The following is a 17943-nucleotide window of genomic DNA, read 5'->3' on the forward strand; positions in this document are numbered from 1 at the left end:
GATTGACGCTTGATTCCAGTGATGTAAAATCGATGAAATTTCAGGGAAATAGTTATTGTAATTTTAGGATGATATATGCTCTTAAAAGCAGAATCGAAGTATCCTTGTGATTTAATTTTGTTTGGTACACTGGGTGATTTGTCTTGTCGAAAATTGTTACCTGCATTATATCAATTAGAATTAGCTAATTTACTTCACGAAAAAACAAGAATTATTGGATGTGCACGGGAAAATCTCGATTTTTCTGCCTATCTTGACTTGATTAAACATAAAATTCAGCAATTTTTATTTGATGAAATTGATGAAACGGTCTGGTTACGTTTTATAAAAAAGCTGGCTTATTGCAAGCTTGATTTGAATCAATCAGACGATTATCAAAAATTAACAGACTATGTTAACCCTTCTGAACGAGTGATTATTTCTTATCTGGCAATTCCTCCAAGCCTTTATTCTCAAACATGCCGCAGTCTTGCTCAACTTGATCTAACAAAGAAACCATCGCGAGTTGTTTTGGAAAAGCCTATTGGTCATGATTTGCCTTCTTCTATAGCAACTAATGATCAAGTGGCTTGTTTTTTTGCTGAAGATCAGATTTATCGGATTGATCATTACCTGGGTAAAGAAACAGTCTTGAATTTATTAGTGCTCCGCTTTGCCAATTCCATATTTTCAACCAATTGGGATAATCGTGTTATTGATCGGGTTGAAATTTCTGTTGCCGAAGAAATTGGTGTTGAAGGTCGTTGGGAATATTATGATAAGTCGGGGCAAGTCAGGGACATGCTGCAAAATCATTTATTACAAATATTGTCTTTAGTAGCGATGGAACCCCCGTTAAGCCTTTCAGCAGAAAGCATCAGAAACGAAAAATTAAAAGTACTAAAATCCCTGCGTTTTATTAACAAGTCCAATGTGCATGATCATACGGTACGCGCTCAATATGTGGCCAATAATTTAATAGATGGTAAAAAAATACCTGGTTATTTGGAAGAAGAGGGCGCTAATCAGACATCGACAACGGAAACTTTTGTTGCTATCAAAGCCTATGTTGACAATTGGCGATGGTCTGGTGTCCCATTCTATATGCTTACTGGTAAAAGATTGCCCAAAAAGCAAAGCGAAGTGGTGATTTATTTTAAACCACAGCCGTATAATATCTTCCATCCCTTAAAAGAAGAATTGTATCCTAATCAGTTAATTATTCGCTTACAACCCGATGAAGGGGTGGAAGTGAGGATAATGAATAAAATTCCGGGTCTTGGTGAACGTATGGAGTTGCATGATTCCAAGCTGGATTTAAATTTTCATCATAGTTTTAAAACGCGGAGAATTGCTGATGCCTATGAGAGATTATTATTGGAGGTAATGTTAGGTAATCAGTATCTGTTTGTAAGCCGAGAAGAAATTGAACAAGCTTGGCAATGGATTGACAGTATTATCTCTGCTTGGGAAGAAGATAATATTCCTCTGTATACCTATCCGGCTTGTACCTGGGGGCCAAAGGAAGTCATACGCTTATTTAACGGACAAGCACATGTTTGGGGTGAGCACAATGCAGTTTCATAGTTTTATGGATGCCAAACAGTTGATTCATGGCATGGTGGAAAAATTAAGAATTATTCTATCAGATGCTATCAAACAAAGAGGGCAAGCTTTTTTGGTAGTTTCCGGCGGTAAAACTCCTGTCGATTTGTTCAAGGAGTTGGCTGTAGCTGACTTGCCTTGGGAACAGGTAGCGATCACTTTGGCCGATGAACGTTGTGTGAATCTTTTTGATTCTCAACGTAATGAGCGACTGGTTCGCGAATTTTTGCTTCAACATAACGCAAAAAAAGCCAAATTTATCAGCTTGTTTGATGAAAAAGAGGACCCATTAAGTCATTTGAATGCGGTGAATAGCCAAATTGATTCTCTACCAACGTTTGATGCAGTCATTTTAGGAATGGGTGAAGATGGTCATACCGCTTCGTTATTTCCATGCAGTGATGAGTTAAGTGCAGGATTGGATGATAAAGCCAATGCGGTACTTATTGTGAATCCCAAAACAGCTTCATTCCAGAGAGTTAGCTTATCGAAAAAGCGATTATTAAATAGTCGCACTATTTTTTTACATTTAGTAGGTCAAAGAAAGCAGGCTGTCCTGGAACAGGCAATGGCAACTAACAACCCGGAAATACTGCCAATCTGCGCTATTTTAAATGCCCCTGATGCCAATATTCAGGTGATGTATGCTCCAACATATGAGGAAAAAGAATGCATCCTGTAGTAAATAAAGTGACTGCCAATATCCAAAATCGTAGCACTGCTAGAAGAGCAGCTTATCTGAATCAAATCGATAAGGCTCGTACTAAAGGTCCACAACGAAGTATTCTGCATTGTGGAAATTTAGCACATGGTTTTGCTGCTTGTGCTAAACAAGACAAGGCAATTTTGAGAGGTAACACAAAAGCCAACATTGCCATTGTTTCTGCTTATAATGATATGTTATCAGCGCATCAACCGTATGCTACTTTTCCTGATTTGATTAAAGAAGCGATTTCTGCTGCAGGCGGAGTAGCACAATTTGCCGGAGGTGTCCCTGCTATGTGCGATGGGATTACTCAGGGACAGCCGGGGATGGAGCTAAGCCTGCTCAGCCGAGATGTGATCGCTTTATCTACTGCCGTGGCTTTGTCACATAATATGTTTGATGGAGGGCTCCTCCTAGGTATTTGCGATAAAATAGTTCCTGGATTATTAATGGCTGCACTGGCCTTTGGCCATCTGCCTTTTATTTTTGTACCCGCTGGCCCCATGCCTTCAGGTATCTCTAATCAGGAAAAAGCAAGAATTCGTCAATTGTACGCAGCAGGTCAAGTCGACAAAAATGCGTTATTGGATGTGGAAGCAGCATCTTATCATACTGCTGGAACATGCACATTTTATGGTACAGCCAATTCGAATCAATTAGTTATTGAGCTGATGGGGTTGCAGCTTCCGGGGGCTTCCTTCGTGAATCCTAATACCCCGCTGCGCAATGAATTAACCAAAGCAGCAGCATGTCAGATTTTGTCATTAACAGATTTAAATTCTGATTATATGCCAATAGGGCAGATGCTTGATGTGAAAAATATTGTAAACGGTATTATCGGATTATTGGCTTCAGGGGGATCAACCAATCATACCATGCATCTTGTCGCGATAGCAGCTATGGCAGGATATTGGGTAAATTGGGATGATTTTGCTCAGTTGTCGGCAATTATTCCATTAATTGCTCGAATCTATCCTAATGGTCAAGCAGATATCAATCATTTTCAAAGAGCAGGGGGAATGGCTTATTTTGTTAAAACCTTGTTAGATGCTGATTTGCTCCATCCTGATGTCAATACGGTGGTGGGTTTTGGTCTGGATAAATATACGAAGCAGCCGCAATTGATTGACAATCGATTAGTTTGGGTTAATGGTCCTGACAGTTCGAGTAATAATGACGTATTAACCTCTGTTGCCGATCCATTTAAACCTCAAGGCGGTTTACAGGTTTTAAGTGGTAATCTTGGCAGAGCGATTATTAAAACATCCAGTCTTTATGATGCGCATTATGTGATAGAAGCTCCTGCAGTCGTTTGCTCAAGTCAAGAGGAATTTGAACATCTATTCAATCAAGGTTTGCTTAATAAAAATTGTGTGGTAGTCGTTCGTTTTCAAGGCCCAAAAGCATGCGGAATGCCAGAATTACATCAATTAACGCCAAAACTTGGTGTGTTAATGGATAAAGGTTTTCATGTGGCATTGGTTACAGATGGTCGAATGTCTGGCGCATCAGGCAAGGTTCCCGCTGCAATTCACGTTACTCCGGAAGCGGTTGATGGTGGTGGTATTGCTAAAATAGAAACGGGCGATATGATTTTGATCGATTGTGAAAGAGGGATACTTCAATTATTAGTTTCTGATGAAGAATTAGCCAGTCGCTCGCCAGTTGCTGTCGCAGGATATTCTTCTGTTCAAGGTATGGGACGAGAATTGTTTAGTAATTTAAGATTACATTTTACTGGTGCAGAACAGGGAGCTTGTAGTCTATTTAATGGAAATGAATTTTTTTATGACGTCTCATGATTTAGCCCAGTATGCGATTGTCGCTGATATAGGCGGCACTTTTGCTCGTTTCAGTAGAGTCAATCTTGTCAATTTGCAGATGGATAAAATCGAAATTTATCCTTGTGCCGAGTTTCTTAGTCTGGAGTCCGTGCTAATAACTTATAAATCCCGGCATTCTCTGCAAGAAATAAAACATATTACGATAGCGATTGCGTGTCCAGTCATCGATGATTTGGTTTCTATGACGAATTGTCATTGGCAATTTTCAATAACAGAATTAAAACAGAAGCTCAGCCTTGATGTTCTGGAAGTCATGAATGATTTTACTGCGATTGCTATGAGTTTGCCTGTCTTATCGGCTCAGGATCTGGTGCAGATTGGTAATGGTTACCTGGATGCCAGTAAAGTGAGAGTGGTCTTAGGTGCAGGCACTGGTTTGGGTGTTGCTTATTTAATTCCCCATCAACATCACTATAGTGCTTTTGCAGGGGAAGGGGGGCATGCCGATTGGGGAGCAAAAACGGAGCAGGAGTGGTTTATCCATCGTTATTTAAAAAGCAAATACTCCCATGTATCTTATGAGCGCTTGTTATCGGGCCAAGGACTGGAAAATTTATATCAAGCTTTAGCCGCGTACCATAGTAAAAAAGTTGAATTTTTGTCTGCAGCGCAAATTATATCTTTGGCATTAAGTCAGGAATGTTTCATAGCTCATAAGGCAGTGGCCCAATTTTTTTCAAGTTTGGGATCTTTTGCTGGTGATTTAGCCTTAACTTACGGGGCTTTTGGTGGTGTTTATATTGCTGGAGGTATTGTGCCACGTTTACTCTCCTTGATACATCAAAGCGACTTTAGAATCCAATTTGAAGACAAAGGTCGATTTAGCGATTTCAATTCGTTAATTCCCACTTATGTTATTGCAGCGGCTCAACCGGGTATTTTAGGCGCGAGTGTAAGTTTAAAACAAACATTGACAGGAGTTTCTCATGTCATTTTCTGAATGGAAAACACAACCAGGGACGGTATTTTGTGCATCCCCCGTCATTCCAGTCATTGTAATCAATGAATTAGAGGATGCATTACCTTTGGCCGACGCTTTATTTGCTGGTGGGCTTTATGTGCTTGAAGTGACATTAAGAACGTCAGTGGCAATGAAGGCTCTGGAATTATTGATCAATACATTTACAGATAAATTAATTGGTGCTGGAACTGTAATCACTCCAGCCCAACTTCATGATGTGGCAGCTGTAGGCGCTCGATTTGCCATTAGCCCAGGCCAAACCAGGGAATTATTGATAGCAGGACAGAAAAGTAAAATTCCTCTCATTCCAGGTGTAGCCAGTGTCTCTGAATTAATGGAAGGCTTGGGGATGGGATATAACCATTTTAAATTTTTTCCTGCGGCAGCGGCTGGAGGTATCCCTATGCTACAAGCGATATCGGGGGTATTTCCTCAAGTTAAGTTTTGTCCAACAGGTGGAATTAATTCCAGGAATTATGAGGAGTATCTGCGGTTGCCAAATGTAGCTTGCGTTGGAGGGTCTTGGATAGTACCAGAAGAGGCTATCAAAAATCATAATTGGTCTTACATTACAGAATTATGTTTGGCTGTGAGTGCTCAGAAGCGAGAATTTTGTTCGCAGCTTTAATCCATTCAAGTTAAAGAAATACCTTTTCATGATGTAAAGAGAGCAGCAGTTAAAGTAGTTCATTACGCAGTGACAGAGGAAAAGTATTTAAAATCAAGGAGTGAAAAATGGCTTGGATTGTTGCAATAATTGGGTCAGTTGCCGGTTTTTTATTTGGTTACGATGAGGGAATAATAGCTGGTTCCCTTGAGCTGGTAAAAAATCATTTTAATCTGACTGCAACCCATATTGGTATTATAGCTTCTGCTCTGCCTTTTGGGGCATTGTTTGGTTCGATGTTAATTGGCGTATTCATGGCATCAAAGGGCGTAAAACATTTCGGCAGACGTTCTTTATTATCTTTTGCTGGTTTTTTGTTCTTTATTGGGGCCCTGGGTGCAGGGTTTGCTGAAACCATCTCTGTATTGATTTTATCTCGGTTAGTTCTAGGCTTGGCCATAGGGATGGCTTCTGTTTTAACCCCATTATACCTGGCTGAAACAGCCGCTATGCAATCACGTGGCGCTGTGGTTGCAATTTATCAACTTGCTTTGACTGTCGGTATTGTTTGTTCTTACTCGGTCAATTATTTATTGATAGAGCAGCAAGCATGGCGTGCAATGTTTGCTTCAAGTGCTATTCCTGCCTTGTTATTGACCATAGGGATTTTGTTTATGCCTGAGTCTCCCAGGTGGTTATGCAGTGTCGGACGTCATGATGCAGCAGCAAACTCCTTAAGAAAATTAAGAGGAAAACAATCAGTTGAGCAGGAGTTAAAAGATATTGAAGTAACACTGGCGAACGAACCGAAACAAGGCAACTGGCTACTTCTGTTTCAAAAGCCCTTATTGCCTGTGTTGATGTTAGGGACCATATTATTTTGTTTACAACAATTAAGCGGTATTAATGTGGTAATTTATTTTGCACCTGAAATATTCAAGAATTTAGGTTTGGGCAGCACGACTGGGCAAATATTAGCAACAATGGGAATAGGTTTGGTTAATTTACTGGTTACTATTATTGCCATTTTGTATGTCGATAAATTAGGACGACGCAAATTACTGTTACTGGGTTTTGCAGGAACCAGTTTGAGTTTGTTGGCATTATCCCTGTTCTCATTAAACCATATTGCCTGGTTATCTTATTTATCCGTTATTTGTTTAATGGTTTATATTTTCTCTTTTGCAATCAGCGTGGGTCCTATTCCCCACATCGCTATGGCAGAAATTTTTCCTCTACATGTCCGTGGTGCCGGTATGGGGATGTCCGCGATGAGTAACTGGTCGTTTAATACGATAGTCATTTTTAGTTTTCCTATCCTGCATCAAATGTTTGGTATAGAAATGACTTTCGCCCTGTATGCGGTAATTTGTTTCTTGGGTTTCATTTATGCTTATATTTATATGCCTGAAACCAAGAATATCAGTTTAGAACAAATAGAAACTTATATAATGAGCGGCAAGCCATTACGATTTTTAGGTAGAGAGGACGAAGAGGTTGATAATGAGTCAGCTAAATCGGAATCTTCTTTGTTGGCTTCAACGACTTGATACAAATTTTTTTCTGATGCCCGTGTTATATTTTGACTAACACGGGCTACAAATTCTGTTCTTTATCGTATTACCTGATCATATAAATCCTAATGGGTATTCCAGCCCATAATTTTTATTCTATTTTCCAATTGTTCTCTTAAACGAATAGCTCGTAAGACGGAAACGTAACTCCAGGTCAAGGATGTTGCTCCTTGCTGAACTCCAGTATTCAAATTAATTTGTTCACTTAAATTCAGATCAGGGCCATATTGTTTTATCAGCCTTAAATAATTGTCTCCTTTCTTTAGATAATTCAGTATATGGAGTTTATTATGGGTGCTTAGCGACAGATTATGAGCCAAGGTAAAATAATATTCAGCCATCGTAGCTGTTAAGATAAACCAGGGGTTCCCTAAGCTGTTTGTTTGATAGCCATCATAAGTATCGCCGGGATAACGACCAAACAATATTGCTCCGGAGCGGTTTTTATTGATAGGAAACATTAAATTAAATTGTTCATGCAAAGCCTTTACTGTATTTTGCACAAAGGTGTGATCTGGGGCAAAAACACCTTCTTTTTGTTGATTGGTTAAAATACCCAACATGACTGATGAATCTAGCTCTAGGGTTTTTTGAGGACCGGGGTGAGGTAATAATGTGGCTTGAATTATTTTATTTTGATGATCCAAATGCTGCTTCAGTCGGTTGTTAATTAAGTTGGCTTGCATTTCATAAAAAACAGCGGCTTGTCTGTCATGAAGTTTGTGAGCCAAAATGGCACCATCAATCAAAGCTTTTTGTTGTGCCATCGCCGTGAAAAAATGATGGCCATAAACCTCTTCCCACAGATCAAAGTTTGCATCTTGCCAATGATGTGCGATGTATTCCAAATCGATTTTGATAGTGCCCATGGATTGGGGGTCCATAGTCTTGTTATAAAGATGTGTTTTCACATAATCTATTTCATTATGATCGATAAGCTGTTGCGCAAAACGAATTAAAACAGATGCTCTCAGTGCCGGACCATCATTTTGCGGTCTTCCCCATTCTCCATCAAAAGGGTTACCATTGATATAAAATTTAGGTTCACCCAATATGTCTTGGCCAGCAATGGGATCAGTTTGATGCTGTATTTTTTCTGTCCATGAAACATATTCTAGTAAAAGCTTTTTATATCGAGTAGATTGGCTGGTTTCATACCATGTTTCAACCAATCCCATGGCAATGGCTGAGTCTCGAATCCAGTCATAATAATAATTGGGGTTGTATTGCGAGGGTGAGGCTACGATGGCTCCATTGGGTTGAAAATTATTTAAAAAATGTTTTTTTAATATTTGAACCTCTTCATGGGTAAATACTGAAGCCATAGTTTGTGAGACATAAAAAATCATTAAGAAAAAGATCCTTTTCAACATAATCTCCTGATAATAGTTAGTTTTAAAAAGAAGGTCGCCATAGTACAGGAAATGAGTTTTTCAGACCATAGTCTTTAGGGCAGATTCTTGTTAAATGTGTTGAACCTCAATTACTCAGGATACACCAAAATCCCAATTTCATTGTTAAAAAAGTTTTTAATTCGGTCATTTAGTTTATCTAAACTTCCTCATTAAAAACATTCTTTGCCTTAACCTTGGGGTTTTTCATAAGCATCTGTCTTTTTTACAATTGGGTTGGGAAATATATGAAACTTCACGCTCGGACTTATTACCGTAACCCCTGACTAAAATCTTTGCTCTGATTAAGCTCTATCTCTTATAAGGTGCTTATCTTCAATGGATTGATACTCAAGCAGATCTCCAGGTTGACAATGCAAGTAAGCACAAATGGCCTCAAGAGTCGCAAAACGTATTGCTTTGGCTTTACCATTTTTTAAAATGGATAAATTCGCTTCAGTAATGCCTATTGCTTCGGCTAAATCTCTAAGTCGACACTTTCTTTTTGCCATCATCACATCCAAATTAACAATAATTGACATCGATTGAACCTCCTTAAATAACAAACGGGATATAAACTGATTGAGATTGGCGTAAGAAAATCTCTTGATTTTCTTACGCTGAAGTTCACATTAAATGGTTAATAAGGCATCTGTCTTTAATTTATGTGCTTCCTTAATAATCCAGGAAGCGATCAAAATGATAAAAGCAGTAATTAACGTGGACAGGTTAGCTGTTCCCAAGGTGATGCTTGCGATACGTTGACCAGATGGATTGGTAAAGGTTAAAGCCGCTGTGATCAATGGTTGATAAAGCAATTGTATAAGTTCACCTGATATAAGGTAAATACTTATATTCCTAATAAGTCGAATGTTTTCTTCTTCAAATAAATGGCCATGCTCATATAGGTGAAACAGCTTTGCCAATTGATGACAAATTAGAACGTTAATCGATAAAGGTAAGGCTTCTATTGATAAAATAATGAAACGATGCAACAAAGAAAACTGAGAGGGGTCTTGCACCGGGGTTGATAGCAGGGAATGCCATCCTCCCCAATTCAGCATGCTCTCGAAATGAAATAAAATGAAATAAGCCGTTACAAGAGGGAGGCCATAGGCTAATGTTCTGAATAATAGAAAAAGCAAATGACTCACAGATTTTATTTTTTGCATTATAACTGTCCTTCTAAGATGAGATCATGCGTATTTTATAATAAATTTATTGTTTTGCAATAAATATTTAACGTAAAACGTGATTTTATTATGACTGTATGTAGTGAAATTAGCAAGACGACAGGTTAAAATGGCGCGCTAACAATACTTTGAATTGCTTTGACCCATTCAGGATGATCATTCATGCAAGGAATTAATATAAATTGTTCACCACCAAGTTTTTCCCACTGTTCTTTTGCACGCATTCCTATTTCCTCAAGAGTTTCCAGGCAATCTGCGACAAAAGAAGGGCAGGAGACTACAATATTTTTAATTCCTTTGTTGATGAGTTCGGCAAGAACTTTATCGGTATAAGGTTTTATCCAGGGAGTTTTCCCGAGTCTGGATTGGAAGGCCGTTGTATATTGGTGAGTGCTTAACTGCAATTCTTTTGCCAGTAATAGACTGGTTTGGTAGCATTGAGCCCTATAACATGCTTGATTTTTATCATCTATGGGTTTGCATATTTGGGGACAAAGCGTATTGCATCCGCTTTTATGAATGTGCCGTTCGGGAATCCCATGGTAGCTAAAAAGAAGATGGAAATTATCCTTAATATAGGGCTCCATAATTTTAGCTTGTGCATGGATATATTCTGGTCTTTGGTAGAAATCTCGAATGATCTTGATTGATGGGATTATTTCTTGGCTTGCAAAATAGGTCATGATTTTTTCAACAGCTGAGCCTGTAGCTGCAGAAGAATATTGAGGAAATAAGGGTAAAATGGTAAGGGAATGACAATCTTTTAATTCTGCAAGCGCAGTTGTAATGGATGGAGTCCCATAGCGCATTCCCAAGGCAATTTTGTACTCATTGTCAACTACAGCCTGTAGTTTTATCACTAAATTTTGGCTGTGATATAAAAGTGGAGATCCGTTTTCAGTCCATATCGATTGGTAAGCCTGGGCTGATTTTGGCGATCTAAAGGGTAAAATCAAACAATATACAAGGATATATCTCAGGATAGCTGGTAAGTCTATCACTCTTTTGTCAGTAAGAAATTCACGCAAATAGGGTTTTACCGCTTTGATATCAGCGTTATCGGGAGTGCCAAGATTTAACAGTAATAAGCCACGTCTCATCAGCTAAAGTCCGGTTATAAAATAAAGGACATAATACCTTAAGTTGATGGACGCAGCAGCATAAATATTAGTTATACTGCCACGCTTAATAGTTTATCACATCAATTAGATTAAGCTATTTCTTCTTGTTCAGCGTTTTCACTAAGAGCAACAACGTTAGAGGCATGCAAACCTCTTTCACCATTGACTACATCATAGGTAACCGCCTGCCCTGGAACCAGCGTTTTGTATCCAGTACCGTGAATTGACGAGAAGTGAACAAAAATATCTTCGCCGCCACCTTCCGGGATAATAAAACCCCAACCCTTGGCGTTATTAAACCACTTGACTTCGCCTCTAGCCATGAATCCTCCTTATGCTAAAGCTTATCAATCGTCGACTGACATAAGCGGTCAGCTGAGCAATTGCATTCTTCCTTAAATGACAATTGTTAAAAGCCTATTTTACAATAGGTCATTTCAACATAACGCAAAAAGGGATCATTACTCAATAGGTTTATTAAAATTTATCTGTAATTCTTATAATTTTGAGGTCATGTTTTTGTTACAATGATTGAGTACTTATTGACAGAGAGAGTATTTTGTTTAGCATTGATGATCGGATTAAGTCGTCTTCTTTTATACTTGGAGAATGGCCTTTATCTACAGTTCTTTTAAAAAATGACGCCTCATATCCCTGGTTTATTTTGGTTCCAAGAAGAATGGATATTCAAGAAATTTATCAACTTGAAAAGAGTGATCGGTTTTTATTAATTGAGGAAATCAATCAACTGTCTCTTCTGGCTAGTGATTACTTTAAACCAGACAAGCTTAATATAGGCGCTCTTGGCAATATTGTTCCGCAATTACATATACATATTGTTATCCGCAGAAAAAGTGATCCTTTGTGGCCTCAAGGCATTTGGCAAGCTTCCATGCCTTCTATTCCTTACCTTGAAAGTAAATTAAAAAGTTTACTGTCTACCTTGGGTGAGTTAGTCAGGACTTACGAAAAATCTCAATCTCTTTGTTAAAAAATGTTTTTAATTCGGCCATTTAGTTTATCTAAACTCCCTCATGAAAAACATTTTTTGCCTCGGCCTTGGAGTTTTTTGTAAGTCCTACTAGCAAACGAGGCATACTAAAGGTGGGTGTTATTTTATATTTTTGGAAATATTGACACTTTGCATACCACTGATTTGGGCGGAGGGCTCCTTTAGAGACCCTCACAAGTACTCCTGGAAACAATCATGTTAATTGATGTAAAGTGATCGCGTTTCCTTCTGAATCGAAGGCGATTGCCATTTTGCAAACAGGCGAAGTGAACAGATCAATTTTGAATTGAACTCCTTTGGATTTTAGTTGGGATACCAGATCGTCAAGATTATCTACTTCAAAAGCAACGCTTCCTCCGGAATTTGCACTAGGGATAACTCCTTGAGCCAATGTAGTAATTGCAAAGCAACCTCCTTGAGGTAAATCATATTCTACCCATGCCCCCTCTGCAGAAATTTTGCCAACTTCAAGTCCAAGTGTTTTTTCATAAAATTGCCTTGCTCTATCCATATCTTGAACAGGATACATGGTAAATGCGATTTTTTTGATCATGGGAGCTCCTTGTTGAAATTTAAATATACTTTCACCATTAGATGAATTATAAATTACAATGATAAACATTCACTTTGAAATAAACGATGATGTGCATGCTTAAAAAATTAATGTTCTTATTATTGTTGGGAGCAGGTTTGTTAAGCTGTGGGCAAAGCACGGATCAGCAAGTTTCTAATATTATAACACCTAAACAATTCCCTTCCAGTCCCAGGGATTATCGCCCAGTTCAAGAATTACCTTATTTAGCCTGGTGGAAGCAGTTTCAGGATCCGGAGTTGGATCGTATAATTGATGCTGGTTTGAAAACCAATATGGATATTCATATTGCGATGGCTAATTTACAACAAGCACAAGGAGAGTTACAGCAAGTGAAGTTGAGTTGGATACCTAATATTCAAATATTGGGGGGATATTCTACTAATCCTGCTCTTGGGGTGCCAGGAGGGTTTTATGGAATATGGCCAAGTTATGTTTTGAATATTATGCAACTTTATACTCAGCAAAAGCGGGCTCAATATCAGGTCCAATATCATCAGGCAGCCATTGATGGTTTGCGCTTGACCTTAATTGGTCAGGTAACTGCAGCTTATTTCACTTTGATTGCGCAGTTGGAGCAACTTAAATTATTGTATGAACTGGACAGGGATTTAAAATCGTTAATTGCTTTGAGCAGGAAAGAAATCAATATAGGATTAAAAAATGATATTGATTTGGCTCAGTTACAATCTAACGAGCGCTTGATAGCAGCACAAATAAAACCTATTAAGCACAACATTGTTGTTAGCCAGAATGCGTTGCGTTATTTAATCAATGAGAATCCTGGTTTAATCAAAAGCAAAAATAATTTTGCTCAATTGGATTTTACACGCTTTAAACCCGGAAGCTTACCCGCTACTGTATTAAGTAATCGCCCCGATATGAAGATGGCCGAATATTCCTTAAAAGCGGCTCGTATAGGTATTTTTGTCGCTTATAGTAATTTTTTTCCTGTTATGCAGCTGGATGATTTTATTGGAGAGGCGCATTTGCCTAATAGCACGTTTGAACAAGCAACGGATGCGTACGTAAACTGGGCAATTAATCCAAATACTCTGGGTAAAATTTCAGTTAGTAAGGGAGTTTATAATGCAAAATTGGTCGAATACGTTAAGACAGTCCGATTAATTTTAAAAGAAGTTGATAATGCTTTTTCAGCTAATAAGCGCATGAGAGAGCAATTTTTATCCTATCTACATGCACAAGAAGAGTATCAGCATAAATACAAGTTACAAAATGGTTTATTAAAAACAGGGCTAATGTCTTATAAAGAGTTATTGGAGAGTAAGGTTTATCTGGATAACTTGGCACTCTCAACAAATCAGGCGAAGCTGGAATTGGCTATGTCACTGGTTATGTTGTATCAAGATTTGGCTGGTGGGTATGCTTATAGTGACTAAATCGGTTTGGTTTGCAACGCACTGATTTTAAAAGTTGCCAAACAAGCTAGAATTCCAGTTCTCATCTCTTGAGCTGTTCGATGAGATAGGCTAATTTCGCATTATTGTTATATACCAAGGGAAACTGGTTGGCTATTTTATGAAAAAATTGATGGAATATAGTGGAAAAATAAAAGAGTATTTGCTGCGTTTAAAACCAAAACGTTGGTTTACCCTCACTAATTTGATTATTTTTATTGGTTTTCTTACTGCAATTATCTATGTTTTTTCCTATTTGATTCCTTTTACTGATAATGCGTTTGTCGTAAATAATGTACGACCAGTTGCGGCACTAACAAGCGGATACATAACTGATCTTTATGTAAAAAATGGTGATGTAGTTTGTAAGGGACAAAAACTGTTTACCGTATTCAAAAAGCCCTATGAATACACAGTTGAGCAACTCAGCGCTGATTTAGCTGGAGCACAGGCAAAGTTGGCTGTATTAAAAACCACGTACGAACGGGATTTCAAACTCAGTCAAAATGAGCAAAAAATATACACAAAACTGGCGCAAGATGATCAAAAATATCTTAAAGGCTATGCTATAAGATCTGTTTCTCTTATAACTCTGCAAAATTCCCAACAAGAAACAAAAGCAGCTAAAGATAAATGGCAGGCTTCATTGAAACAACTGGAAATAGATCAGCATCAAATAATAGTTCAGGAGAATGAAATAAAATCAATTCAGGCCCGATTAAAAAATGCCAAAGTCAATTTGGATTTAACGGATGTTTATGCGCAGGGTAGTGGGGTTATTCAAAATTTGTTTTTTACCATAGGAACTCCGGTAAATATCAATCAGCCATTATTCTCGTTGGTTGATCAGGATAATATTTATATTCAGGCCAATTTTAATGAGACGGATTTGCGTGATGTGCGCAAGGGTTCAAAGGTATTGATATTTCCAAGAATGTATTTAGGAAGAAAAATGTTTCATGGTGTCATTGATTCTGATTATTGGTCTGCGAATAGGCAATTGGTAGATGTGCGTACGCAGCTGCAAAATGTTATCAATGAAAATCAATGGATTTTATTGCCCCAACGCCTTCCTGTTATTATCAAGGTTACTGACCCTGACCCTAAATATCCGCTTCGTGTCGGAGCTAGTGCTTATGTCTATGTCGAAGTTTATTGATTGGGTTGAGCAGGTTGACCCCTATGCTATTCAACGAATAGCGCTCTATAAATCACTTTTTATTGCTACAATAATGGCCTATGTTTATTGGATATTTCGTCCCACGAATTTTACAGCATTTTTTTCACCATTTTTGCTGGTAAGATTTTATGAATCTCCCAGTCTTGCCAGTTTTCAAGAGAAAGAGCATTTTTTGATTTTTATTGGAGTGGTAGTGATACTGCTGAGTACTTCTTTTTATCTTGTTTACCCATTTCGTGTTGTATTTTTCTTTTTCTCAATTATTGCGTTAACAAGCGTTTATTTTTATGTACTGAAAAAATATCTTTCATTAAAGAATGTGACTATGTTGATTGTTGCATCTGGAGCAACAATTTTAAGTACAGAGCCCCCTGCAAATTGGCAAATTGTTTATGACATTATTGGGTCAAGCGCATTATCGATGATTGCCATATTCATTTGCTTAAGATTTTTTCCAAACCAATATCTCAGAGTATGGAAGAGGGCTATGGCAAAATTCATTCAATCTCTTGAGCTGGATATTGAAAAATCATTTAGTCATCGTGGTCTGAGATTCATGCAGGAAGAAATGATAAATCTGAGCGTAATTAGACAATATCGTAGACTTATCCCCAAAAAATATATGATTTATACGCAGCAAATTTCAATCAACATACGCAACATTCAATTTTCTTTAGATAATCTTTATTATGAAGCCAAAAATGAGGCTTTCTGGCATGAAGTGAAAGAGAATCTTTATACGCTTAGATGTGCAATAAAAACCAATACACCCAGCTGCACTCCTAAAATGTCTATCGTGCCTGAGTCAAAATTACAACAATATGTCATGGGATGTTTACAAAAAGCATTTAATCATTGGAATCAATTATGCATGATACTTCAGCATTGAAGAAAAAGCTTGATTATGCTCGCCTTGTTCACCTGCTCATCATGTTCATGGTTGCCATGCTCATTTTTTTGTTTTCAACCTTTCCTGAAAAGTGGTGGGTATTGATAACTGTTCTGTCAGTTAGTGCGGGTATTGAACCAGGATTAATTATCAGAAGAGCTAAACATCGGATTTGGGGAACACTTTTAGCTCTCATCCTTTTGATTCCCTTACTTTATTTACTCCAATTGAACTATCGATTGATATCCATCCTGTTCGTTCTGGCGATAGTTGGTTTGAGTGTTGCTACGTTAAACACAAAACGTTACGACATTAGTGTATTTTTTATTACTTTAGTTGTCTTTTTTTTAATGGCACAAACGGAAGAAGTGACATCGCCTCATGGCCCTTTTGAGATGGTTCTTAATCGGGGCATATGCACCTTGTTTGGTATTTTTATTGTGTTGGCTGGCGATTATTTTTTATTTCAGGCATACCGTTACTCTCATAGACTTTATTTTTTTCATCAGGTGACGGTTTATGATTTTTTAAATAATATTGTGAAAAAAATATATAATTCCAATGCAGAAAAAGTGAATACATTACTCTTTGTAGAGAAATTACGTGGCCAATTTACCGAGTATTATCTCCCGATATCCATCAGTTCTGAAAATTTGAAACTGGATTTTAAAACCAGTGAACATACTAAAAAAAGAATTGATATTTTTCAGGAAACGATTTGGGAAATCCGACGCTTGGTTTTTGCATTATGCATTTCAGAGTTTGTTTTACATTCCTCAACAGCATCTGAACAGCATTTGCAACGATTTAAGTTGTTGATGAATAAAGCTCGAACTCATTTTATTCAGTTTGAAGGTCATTAGTAATTAGAAGTAGGGAGTACAAACATGTCTCATCCTGACTATAGTGTTTATAATGAGAAGTGCCCATCACATAATGTTCTTGAAGGCATTAGTGACAAATGGTCTATATTGGTTATTAGTCTTTTATCCCAAAGAATATACCGTTTTGGTGAGTTAAAACGCGAGATCGGTGGAATATCAGCCAAAATGTTGACACAAACATTACTGAAATTGGAGCGATATGGCTTTGTCCAAAGACAATCGTATCCTGTTTTACCTATGAAGGTTGAATACTCATTAACCGCTTTGGGTAAAGAATTGAGTGCTATATTGGTTTTACTTACCCGTTGGACTGAAACCAATATGGATAAAATAATCAATGCGGAAAAGACATTTAGTGAACAGAAGCTTTATTGTGATTCCGAATTTATCTAAACCATTTTATTAAAGTTTCCTCACCTAAATGGTCATGGATATAGGTTAAATAGCGAGTTAGTTCCAAGGCATATTCCTCTTCAGAAACCTGGGTGTTTTTTTCGAGTAAAGGATCATGATGAAAGAAAATTCCATTGAGATGGGTATTACAAAATTCATGATAATCTCTGGTGAATAAAAGAAAAGTATGCCACATCTTGTCAATATCAACCATTTCCGCATGAATGACACAAGAGAAATTCAGGTTTTTATCCCCAGGATAAAGTAATTTGTCCGTTTTATGTTTATGGCAGAGCCAAATAAATTTCATTAATTCTTGTAATGCCTCTTCTGCTTGCATGGCGGCAGTTGGGTAATCCATATTATATCGGGTAATAATTTTATGATTTCTGTAATCGAGTAAGTCTTTTAAGTCAGGATGCATGATTATGGGGCTTTGATTGGTTTAAGTATAATGGCACGTTTTTGCTAACGTGCCATCATTCCGGTTTTATCATCCAATGCAAGTTCCTGGGCCACACCATCCTCTATGCCTTTTTAACAGTTTTTCCTGGACAATTTTTTTTATGAGTTTTTCTTTCATAATCCACTCCT

Annotated in this window: 19 protein-coding genes; 12 read left to right on the plus strand and 7 right to left on the minus strand. The window is 37.7% G+C overall.

Translation table 11 applies throughout. The annotated features are described in order from the left end of the window. Nucleotides 1-75 precede the first annotated feature (75 nt). From zwf to OQJ02_RS02150, 6 genes are all read left to right on the plus strand, one after another. Entirely contained in the window at nucleotides 76-1566 is a 1491-nt protein-coding gene (zwf, locus tag OQJ02_RS02125) for a glucose-6-phosphate dehydrogenase (protein ID WP_265717663.1), read from the plus strand. Continuing rightward, on the plus strand, nucleotides 1553-2266 hold the full coding sequence (gene pgl, locus OQJ02_RS02130; protein WP_265717664.1) for a 6-phosphogluconolactonase: 714 nt from the start codon (nucleotides 1553-1555) through the stop codon (nucleotides 2264-2266). Before zwf ends, pgl begins: the two co-directional genes overlap by 14 nt. Beyond that, on the plus strand, nucleotides 2254-4092 hold the full coding sequence (gene edd / locus OQJ02_RS02135; RefSeq protein WP_265717665.1) for a phosphogluconate dehydratase: 1839 nt from the start codon (nucleotides 2254-2256) through the stop codon (nucleotides 4090-4092). The genes pgl and edd overlap by 13 nt, the downstream gene beginning before the upstream one ends. Next, nucleotides 4079-5074 (plus strand): glucokinase, encoded by a 996-nt coding sequence (gene glk, locus OQJ02_RS02140; protein ID WP_265717666.1) that lies wholly within the window; start codon nucleotides 4079-4081, stop codon nucleotides 5072-5074. Before edd ends, glk begins: the two co-directional genes overlap by 14 nt. Then, complete coding sequence (locus OQJ02_RS02145) at nucleotides 5061-5723, plus strand: bifunctional 4-hydroxy-2-oxoglutarate aldolase/2-dehydro-3-deoxy-phosphogluconate aldolase (protein WP_265717667.1); 663 nt, start codon at nucleotides 5061-5063, stop codon at nucleotides 5721-5723. Before glk ends, OQJ02_RS02145 begins: the two co-directional genes overlap by 14 nt. A gap of 107 nt (nucleotides 5724-5830) precedes the next feature. Continuing rightward, nucleotides 5831-7252, plus strand: coding sequence for a sugar porter family MFS transporter (locus OQJ02_RS02150; protein ID WP_265717668.1), 1422 nt, complete (start codon nucleotides 5831-5833; stop codon nucleotides 7250-7252). Nucleotides 7253-7341: 89 nt separating this feature from the next. Here OQJ02_RS02150 and OQJ02_RS02155 read toward each other — a convergent pair whose 3' ends face one another. The 5 genes from OQJ02_RS02155 to OQJ02_RS02175 form a co-directional block, all read right to left on the minus strand. Continuing rightward, nucleotides 7342-8625 (minus strand): glycoside hydrolase family 15 protein, encoded by a 1284-nt coding sequence (locus tag OQJ02_RS02155; RefSeq protein WP_265717669.1) that lies wholly within the window; start codon nucleotides 8623-8625, stop codon nucleotides 7342-7344. Between the two features lie 347 nt (nucleotides 8626-8972). Next, nucleotides 8973-9209 carry a helix-turn-helix domain-containing protein gene (locus OQJ02_RS02160; protein ID WP_265717670.1) on the minus strand — a complete coding sequence of 79 codons (237 nt, stop codon included), beginning with the start codon at nucleotides 9207-9209 and terminating at the stop codon, nucleotides 8973-8975. Nucleotides 9210-9299: 90 nt separating this feature from the next. Then, entirely contained in the window at nucleotides 9300-9839 is a 540-nt protein-coding gene (locus OQJ02_RS02165; RefSeq protein ID WP_265717671.1) for a DUF2975 domain-containing protein, read from the minus strand. A 125-nt stretch (nucleotides 9840-9964) separates the two neighbouring features. Then, a complete protein-coding gene (gene hemH, locus OQJ02_RS02170) occupies nucleotides 9965-10960 on the minus strand; it encodes a ferrochelatase (RefSeq protein ID WP_265717672.1) in 996 nt (331 codons plus the stop codon). Between the two features lie 110 nt (nucleotides 10961-11070). Next, a complete protein-coding gene (locus OQJ02_RS02175) occupies nucleotides 11071-11304 on the minus strand; it encodes a cold-shock protein (RefSeq protein WP_010946175.1) in 234 nt (77 codons plus the stop codon). A 236-nt stretch (nucleotides 11305-11540) separates the two neighbouring features. Between OQJ02_RS02175 and OQJ02_RS02180 the strand changes: the two genes are divergently transcribed. Then, complete coding sequence (locus OQJ02_RS02180) at nucleotides 11541-11972, plus strand: HIT domain-containing protein (RefSeq protein WP_265717673.1); 432 nt, start codon at nucleotides 11541-11543, stop codon at nucleotides 11970-11972. A gap of 214 nt (nucleotides 11973-12186) precedes the next feature. Here OQJ02_RS02180 and OQJ02_RS02185 read toward each other — a convergent pair whose 3' ends face one another. Next, the gene (locus OQJ02_RS02185) at nucleotides 12187-12546 is read right to left on the minus strand and encodes a VOC family protein (RefSeq protein ID WP_265717674.1); all 360 of its coding nucleotides are present in this window, start codon (nucleotides 12544-12546) and stop codon (nucleotides 12187-12189) included. 86 nt (nucleotides 12547-12632) lie between these two features. On the opposite strand from OQJ02_RS02185, the gene OQJ02_RS02190 reads away from it, so the two are divergent. The 5 genes from OQJ02_RS02190 to OQJ02_RS02210 all read left to right on the plus strand — a co-directional run bounded on the left by OQJ02_RS02190 (nucleotide 12633) and on the right by OQJ02_RS02210 (nucleotide 17349). Continuing rightward, complete coding sequence (locus OQJ02_RS02190; RefSeq protein ID WP_265717675.1) at nucleotides 12633-13985, plus strand: TolC family protein; 1353 nt, start codon at nucleotides 12633-12635, stop codon at nucleotides 13983-13985. A gap of 139 nt (nucleotides 13986-14124) precedes the next feature. After that, the gene (locus tag OQJ02_RS02195) at nucleotides 14125-15162 is read left to right on the plus strand and encodes an HlyD family secretion protein (RefSeq protein WP_265717676.1); all 1038 of its coding nucleotides are present in this window, start codon (nucleotides 14125-14127) and stop codon (nucleotides 15160-15162) included. Then, nucleotides 15140-16072 carry a hypothetical protein gene (locus OQJ02_RS02200; RefSeq protein WP_265717677.1) on the plus strand — a complete coding sequence of 311 codons (933 nt, stop codon included), beginning with the start codon at nucleotides 15140-15142 and terminating at the stop codon, nucleotides 16070-16072. The genes OQJ02_RS02195 and OQJ02_RS02200 overlap by 23 nt, the downstream gene beginning before the upstream one ends. After that, nucleotides 16051-16935, plus strand: coding sequence for an FUSC family protein (locus OQJ02_RS02205; RefSeq protein WP_265717678.1), 885 nt, complete (start codon nucleotides 16051-16053; stop codon nucleotides 16933-16935). Before OQJ02_RS02200 ends, OQJ02_RS02205 begins: the two co-directional genes overlap by 22 nt. 24 nt (nucleotides 16936-16959) lie before the next feature. After that, nucleotides 16960-17349 (plus strand): winged helix-turn-helix transcriptional regulator, encoded by a 390-nt coding sequence (locus OQJ02_RS02210; RefSeq protein WP_265717679.1) that lies wholly within the window; start codon nucleotides 16960-16962, stop codon nucleotides 17347-17349. On the opposite strand, the gene OQJ02_RS02215 is transcribed toward OQJ02_RS02210, so the two are convergent. Then, nucleotides 17342-17773 (minus strand): glycine-rich domain-containing protein, encoded by a 432-nt coding sequence (locus OQJ02_RS02215; RefSeq protein WP_265717680.1) that lies wholly within the window; start codon nucleotides 17771-17773, stop codon nucleotides 17342-17344. The genes OQJ02_RS02210 and OQJ02_RS02215 overlap by 8 nt on opposite strands. Between the last annotated feature and the right edge of the window lie 170 nt (nucleotides 17774-17943).

The organism is Legionella sp. PATHC032, assembly GCF_026191185.1.
GTDB lineage: Bacteria > Pseudomonadota > Gammaproteobacteria > Legionellales > Legionellaceae > Legionella.

Excerpts from the sequence above, each read along its gene's own strand:
- glk (WP_265717666.1), top strand. The coding sequence starts at position 4,079 with ATGACGTCTCATGATTTAGCCCAGTATGCGATTGTCGCTGATATAGGC.
- OQJ02_RS02160 (WP_265717670.1), bottom strand. The coding sequence starts at position 9,209 with ATGTCAATTATTGTTAATTTGGATGTGATGATGGCAAAAAGAAAGTGT.
- OQJ02_RS02145 (WP_265717667.1), top strand. The coding sequence starts at position 5,061 with ATGTCATTTTCTGAATGGAAAACACAACCAGGGACGGTATTTTGTGCA.
- OQJ02_RS02215 (WP_265717680.1), bottom strand. The coding sequence starts at position 17,773 with ATGCATCCTGACTTAAAAGACTTACTCGATTACAGAAATCATAAAATT.
- OQJ02_RS02165 (WP_265717671.1), bottom strand. The coding sequence starts at position 9,839 with ATGCAAAAAATAAAATCTGTGAGTCATTTGCTTTTTCTATTATTCAGA.
- zwf (WP_265717663.1), top strand. The coding sequence starts at position 76 with ATGCTCTTAAAAGCAGAATCGAAGTATCCTTGTGATTTAATTTTGTTT.
- edd (WP_265717665.1), top strand. The coding sequence starts at position 2,254 with ATGCATCCTGTAGTAAATAAAGTGACTGCCAATATCCAAAATCGTAGC.
- hemH (WP_265717672.1), bottom strand. The coding sequence starts at position 10,960 with ATGAGACGTGGCTTATTACTGTTAAATCTTGGCACTCCCGATAACGCT.
- OQJ02_RS02205 (WP_265717678.1), top strand. The coding sequence starts at position 16,051 with ATGCATGATACTTCAGCATTGAAGAAAAAGCTTGATTATGCTCGCCTT.
- OQJ02_RS02210 (WP_265717679.1), top strand. The coding sequence starts at position 16,960 with ATGTCTCATCCTGACTATAGTGTTTATAATGAGAAGTGCCCATCACAT.
- pgl (WP_265717664.1), top strand. The coding sequence starts at position 1,553 with ATGCAGTTTCATAGTTTTATGGATGCCAAACAGTTGATTCATGGCATG.
- OQJ02_RS02155 (WP_265717669.1), bottom strand. The coding sequence starts at position 8,625 with ATGATTTTTTATGTCTCACAAACTATGGCTTCAGTATTTACCCATGAA.
- OQJ02_RS02195 (WP_265717676.1), top strand. The coding sequence starts at position 14,125 with ATGAAAAAATTGATGGAATATAGTGGAAAAATAAAAGAGTATTTGCTG.
- OQJ02_RS02190 (WP_265717675.1), top strand. The coding sequence starts at position 12,633 with ATGATGTGCATGCTTAAAAAATTAATGTTCTTATTATTGTTGGGAGCA.
- OQJ02_RS02185 (WP_265717674.1), bottom strand. The coding sequence starts at position 12,546 with ATGATCAAAAAAATCGCATTTACCATGTATCCTGTTCAAGATATGGAT.
- OQJ02_RS02200 (WP_265717677.1), top strand. The coding sequence starts at position 15,140 with ATGTCTATGTCGAAGTTTATTGATTGGGTTGAGCAGGTTGACCCCTAT.
- OQJ02_RS02175 (WP_010946175.1), bottom strand. The coding sequence starts at position 11,304 with ATGGCTAGAGGCGAAGTCAAGTGGTTTAATAACGCCAAGGGTTGGGGT.
- OQJ02_RS02150 (WP_265717668.1), top strand. The coding sequence starts at position 5,831 with ATGGCTTGGATTGTTGCAATAATTGGGTCAGTTGCCGGTTTTTTATTT.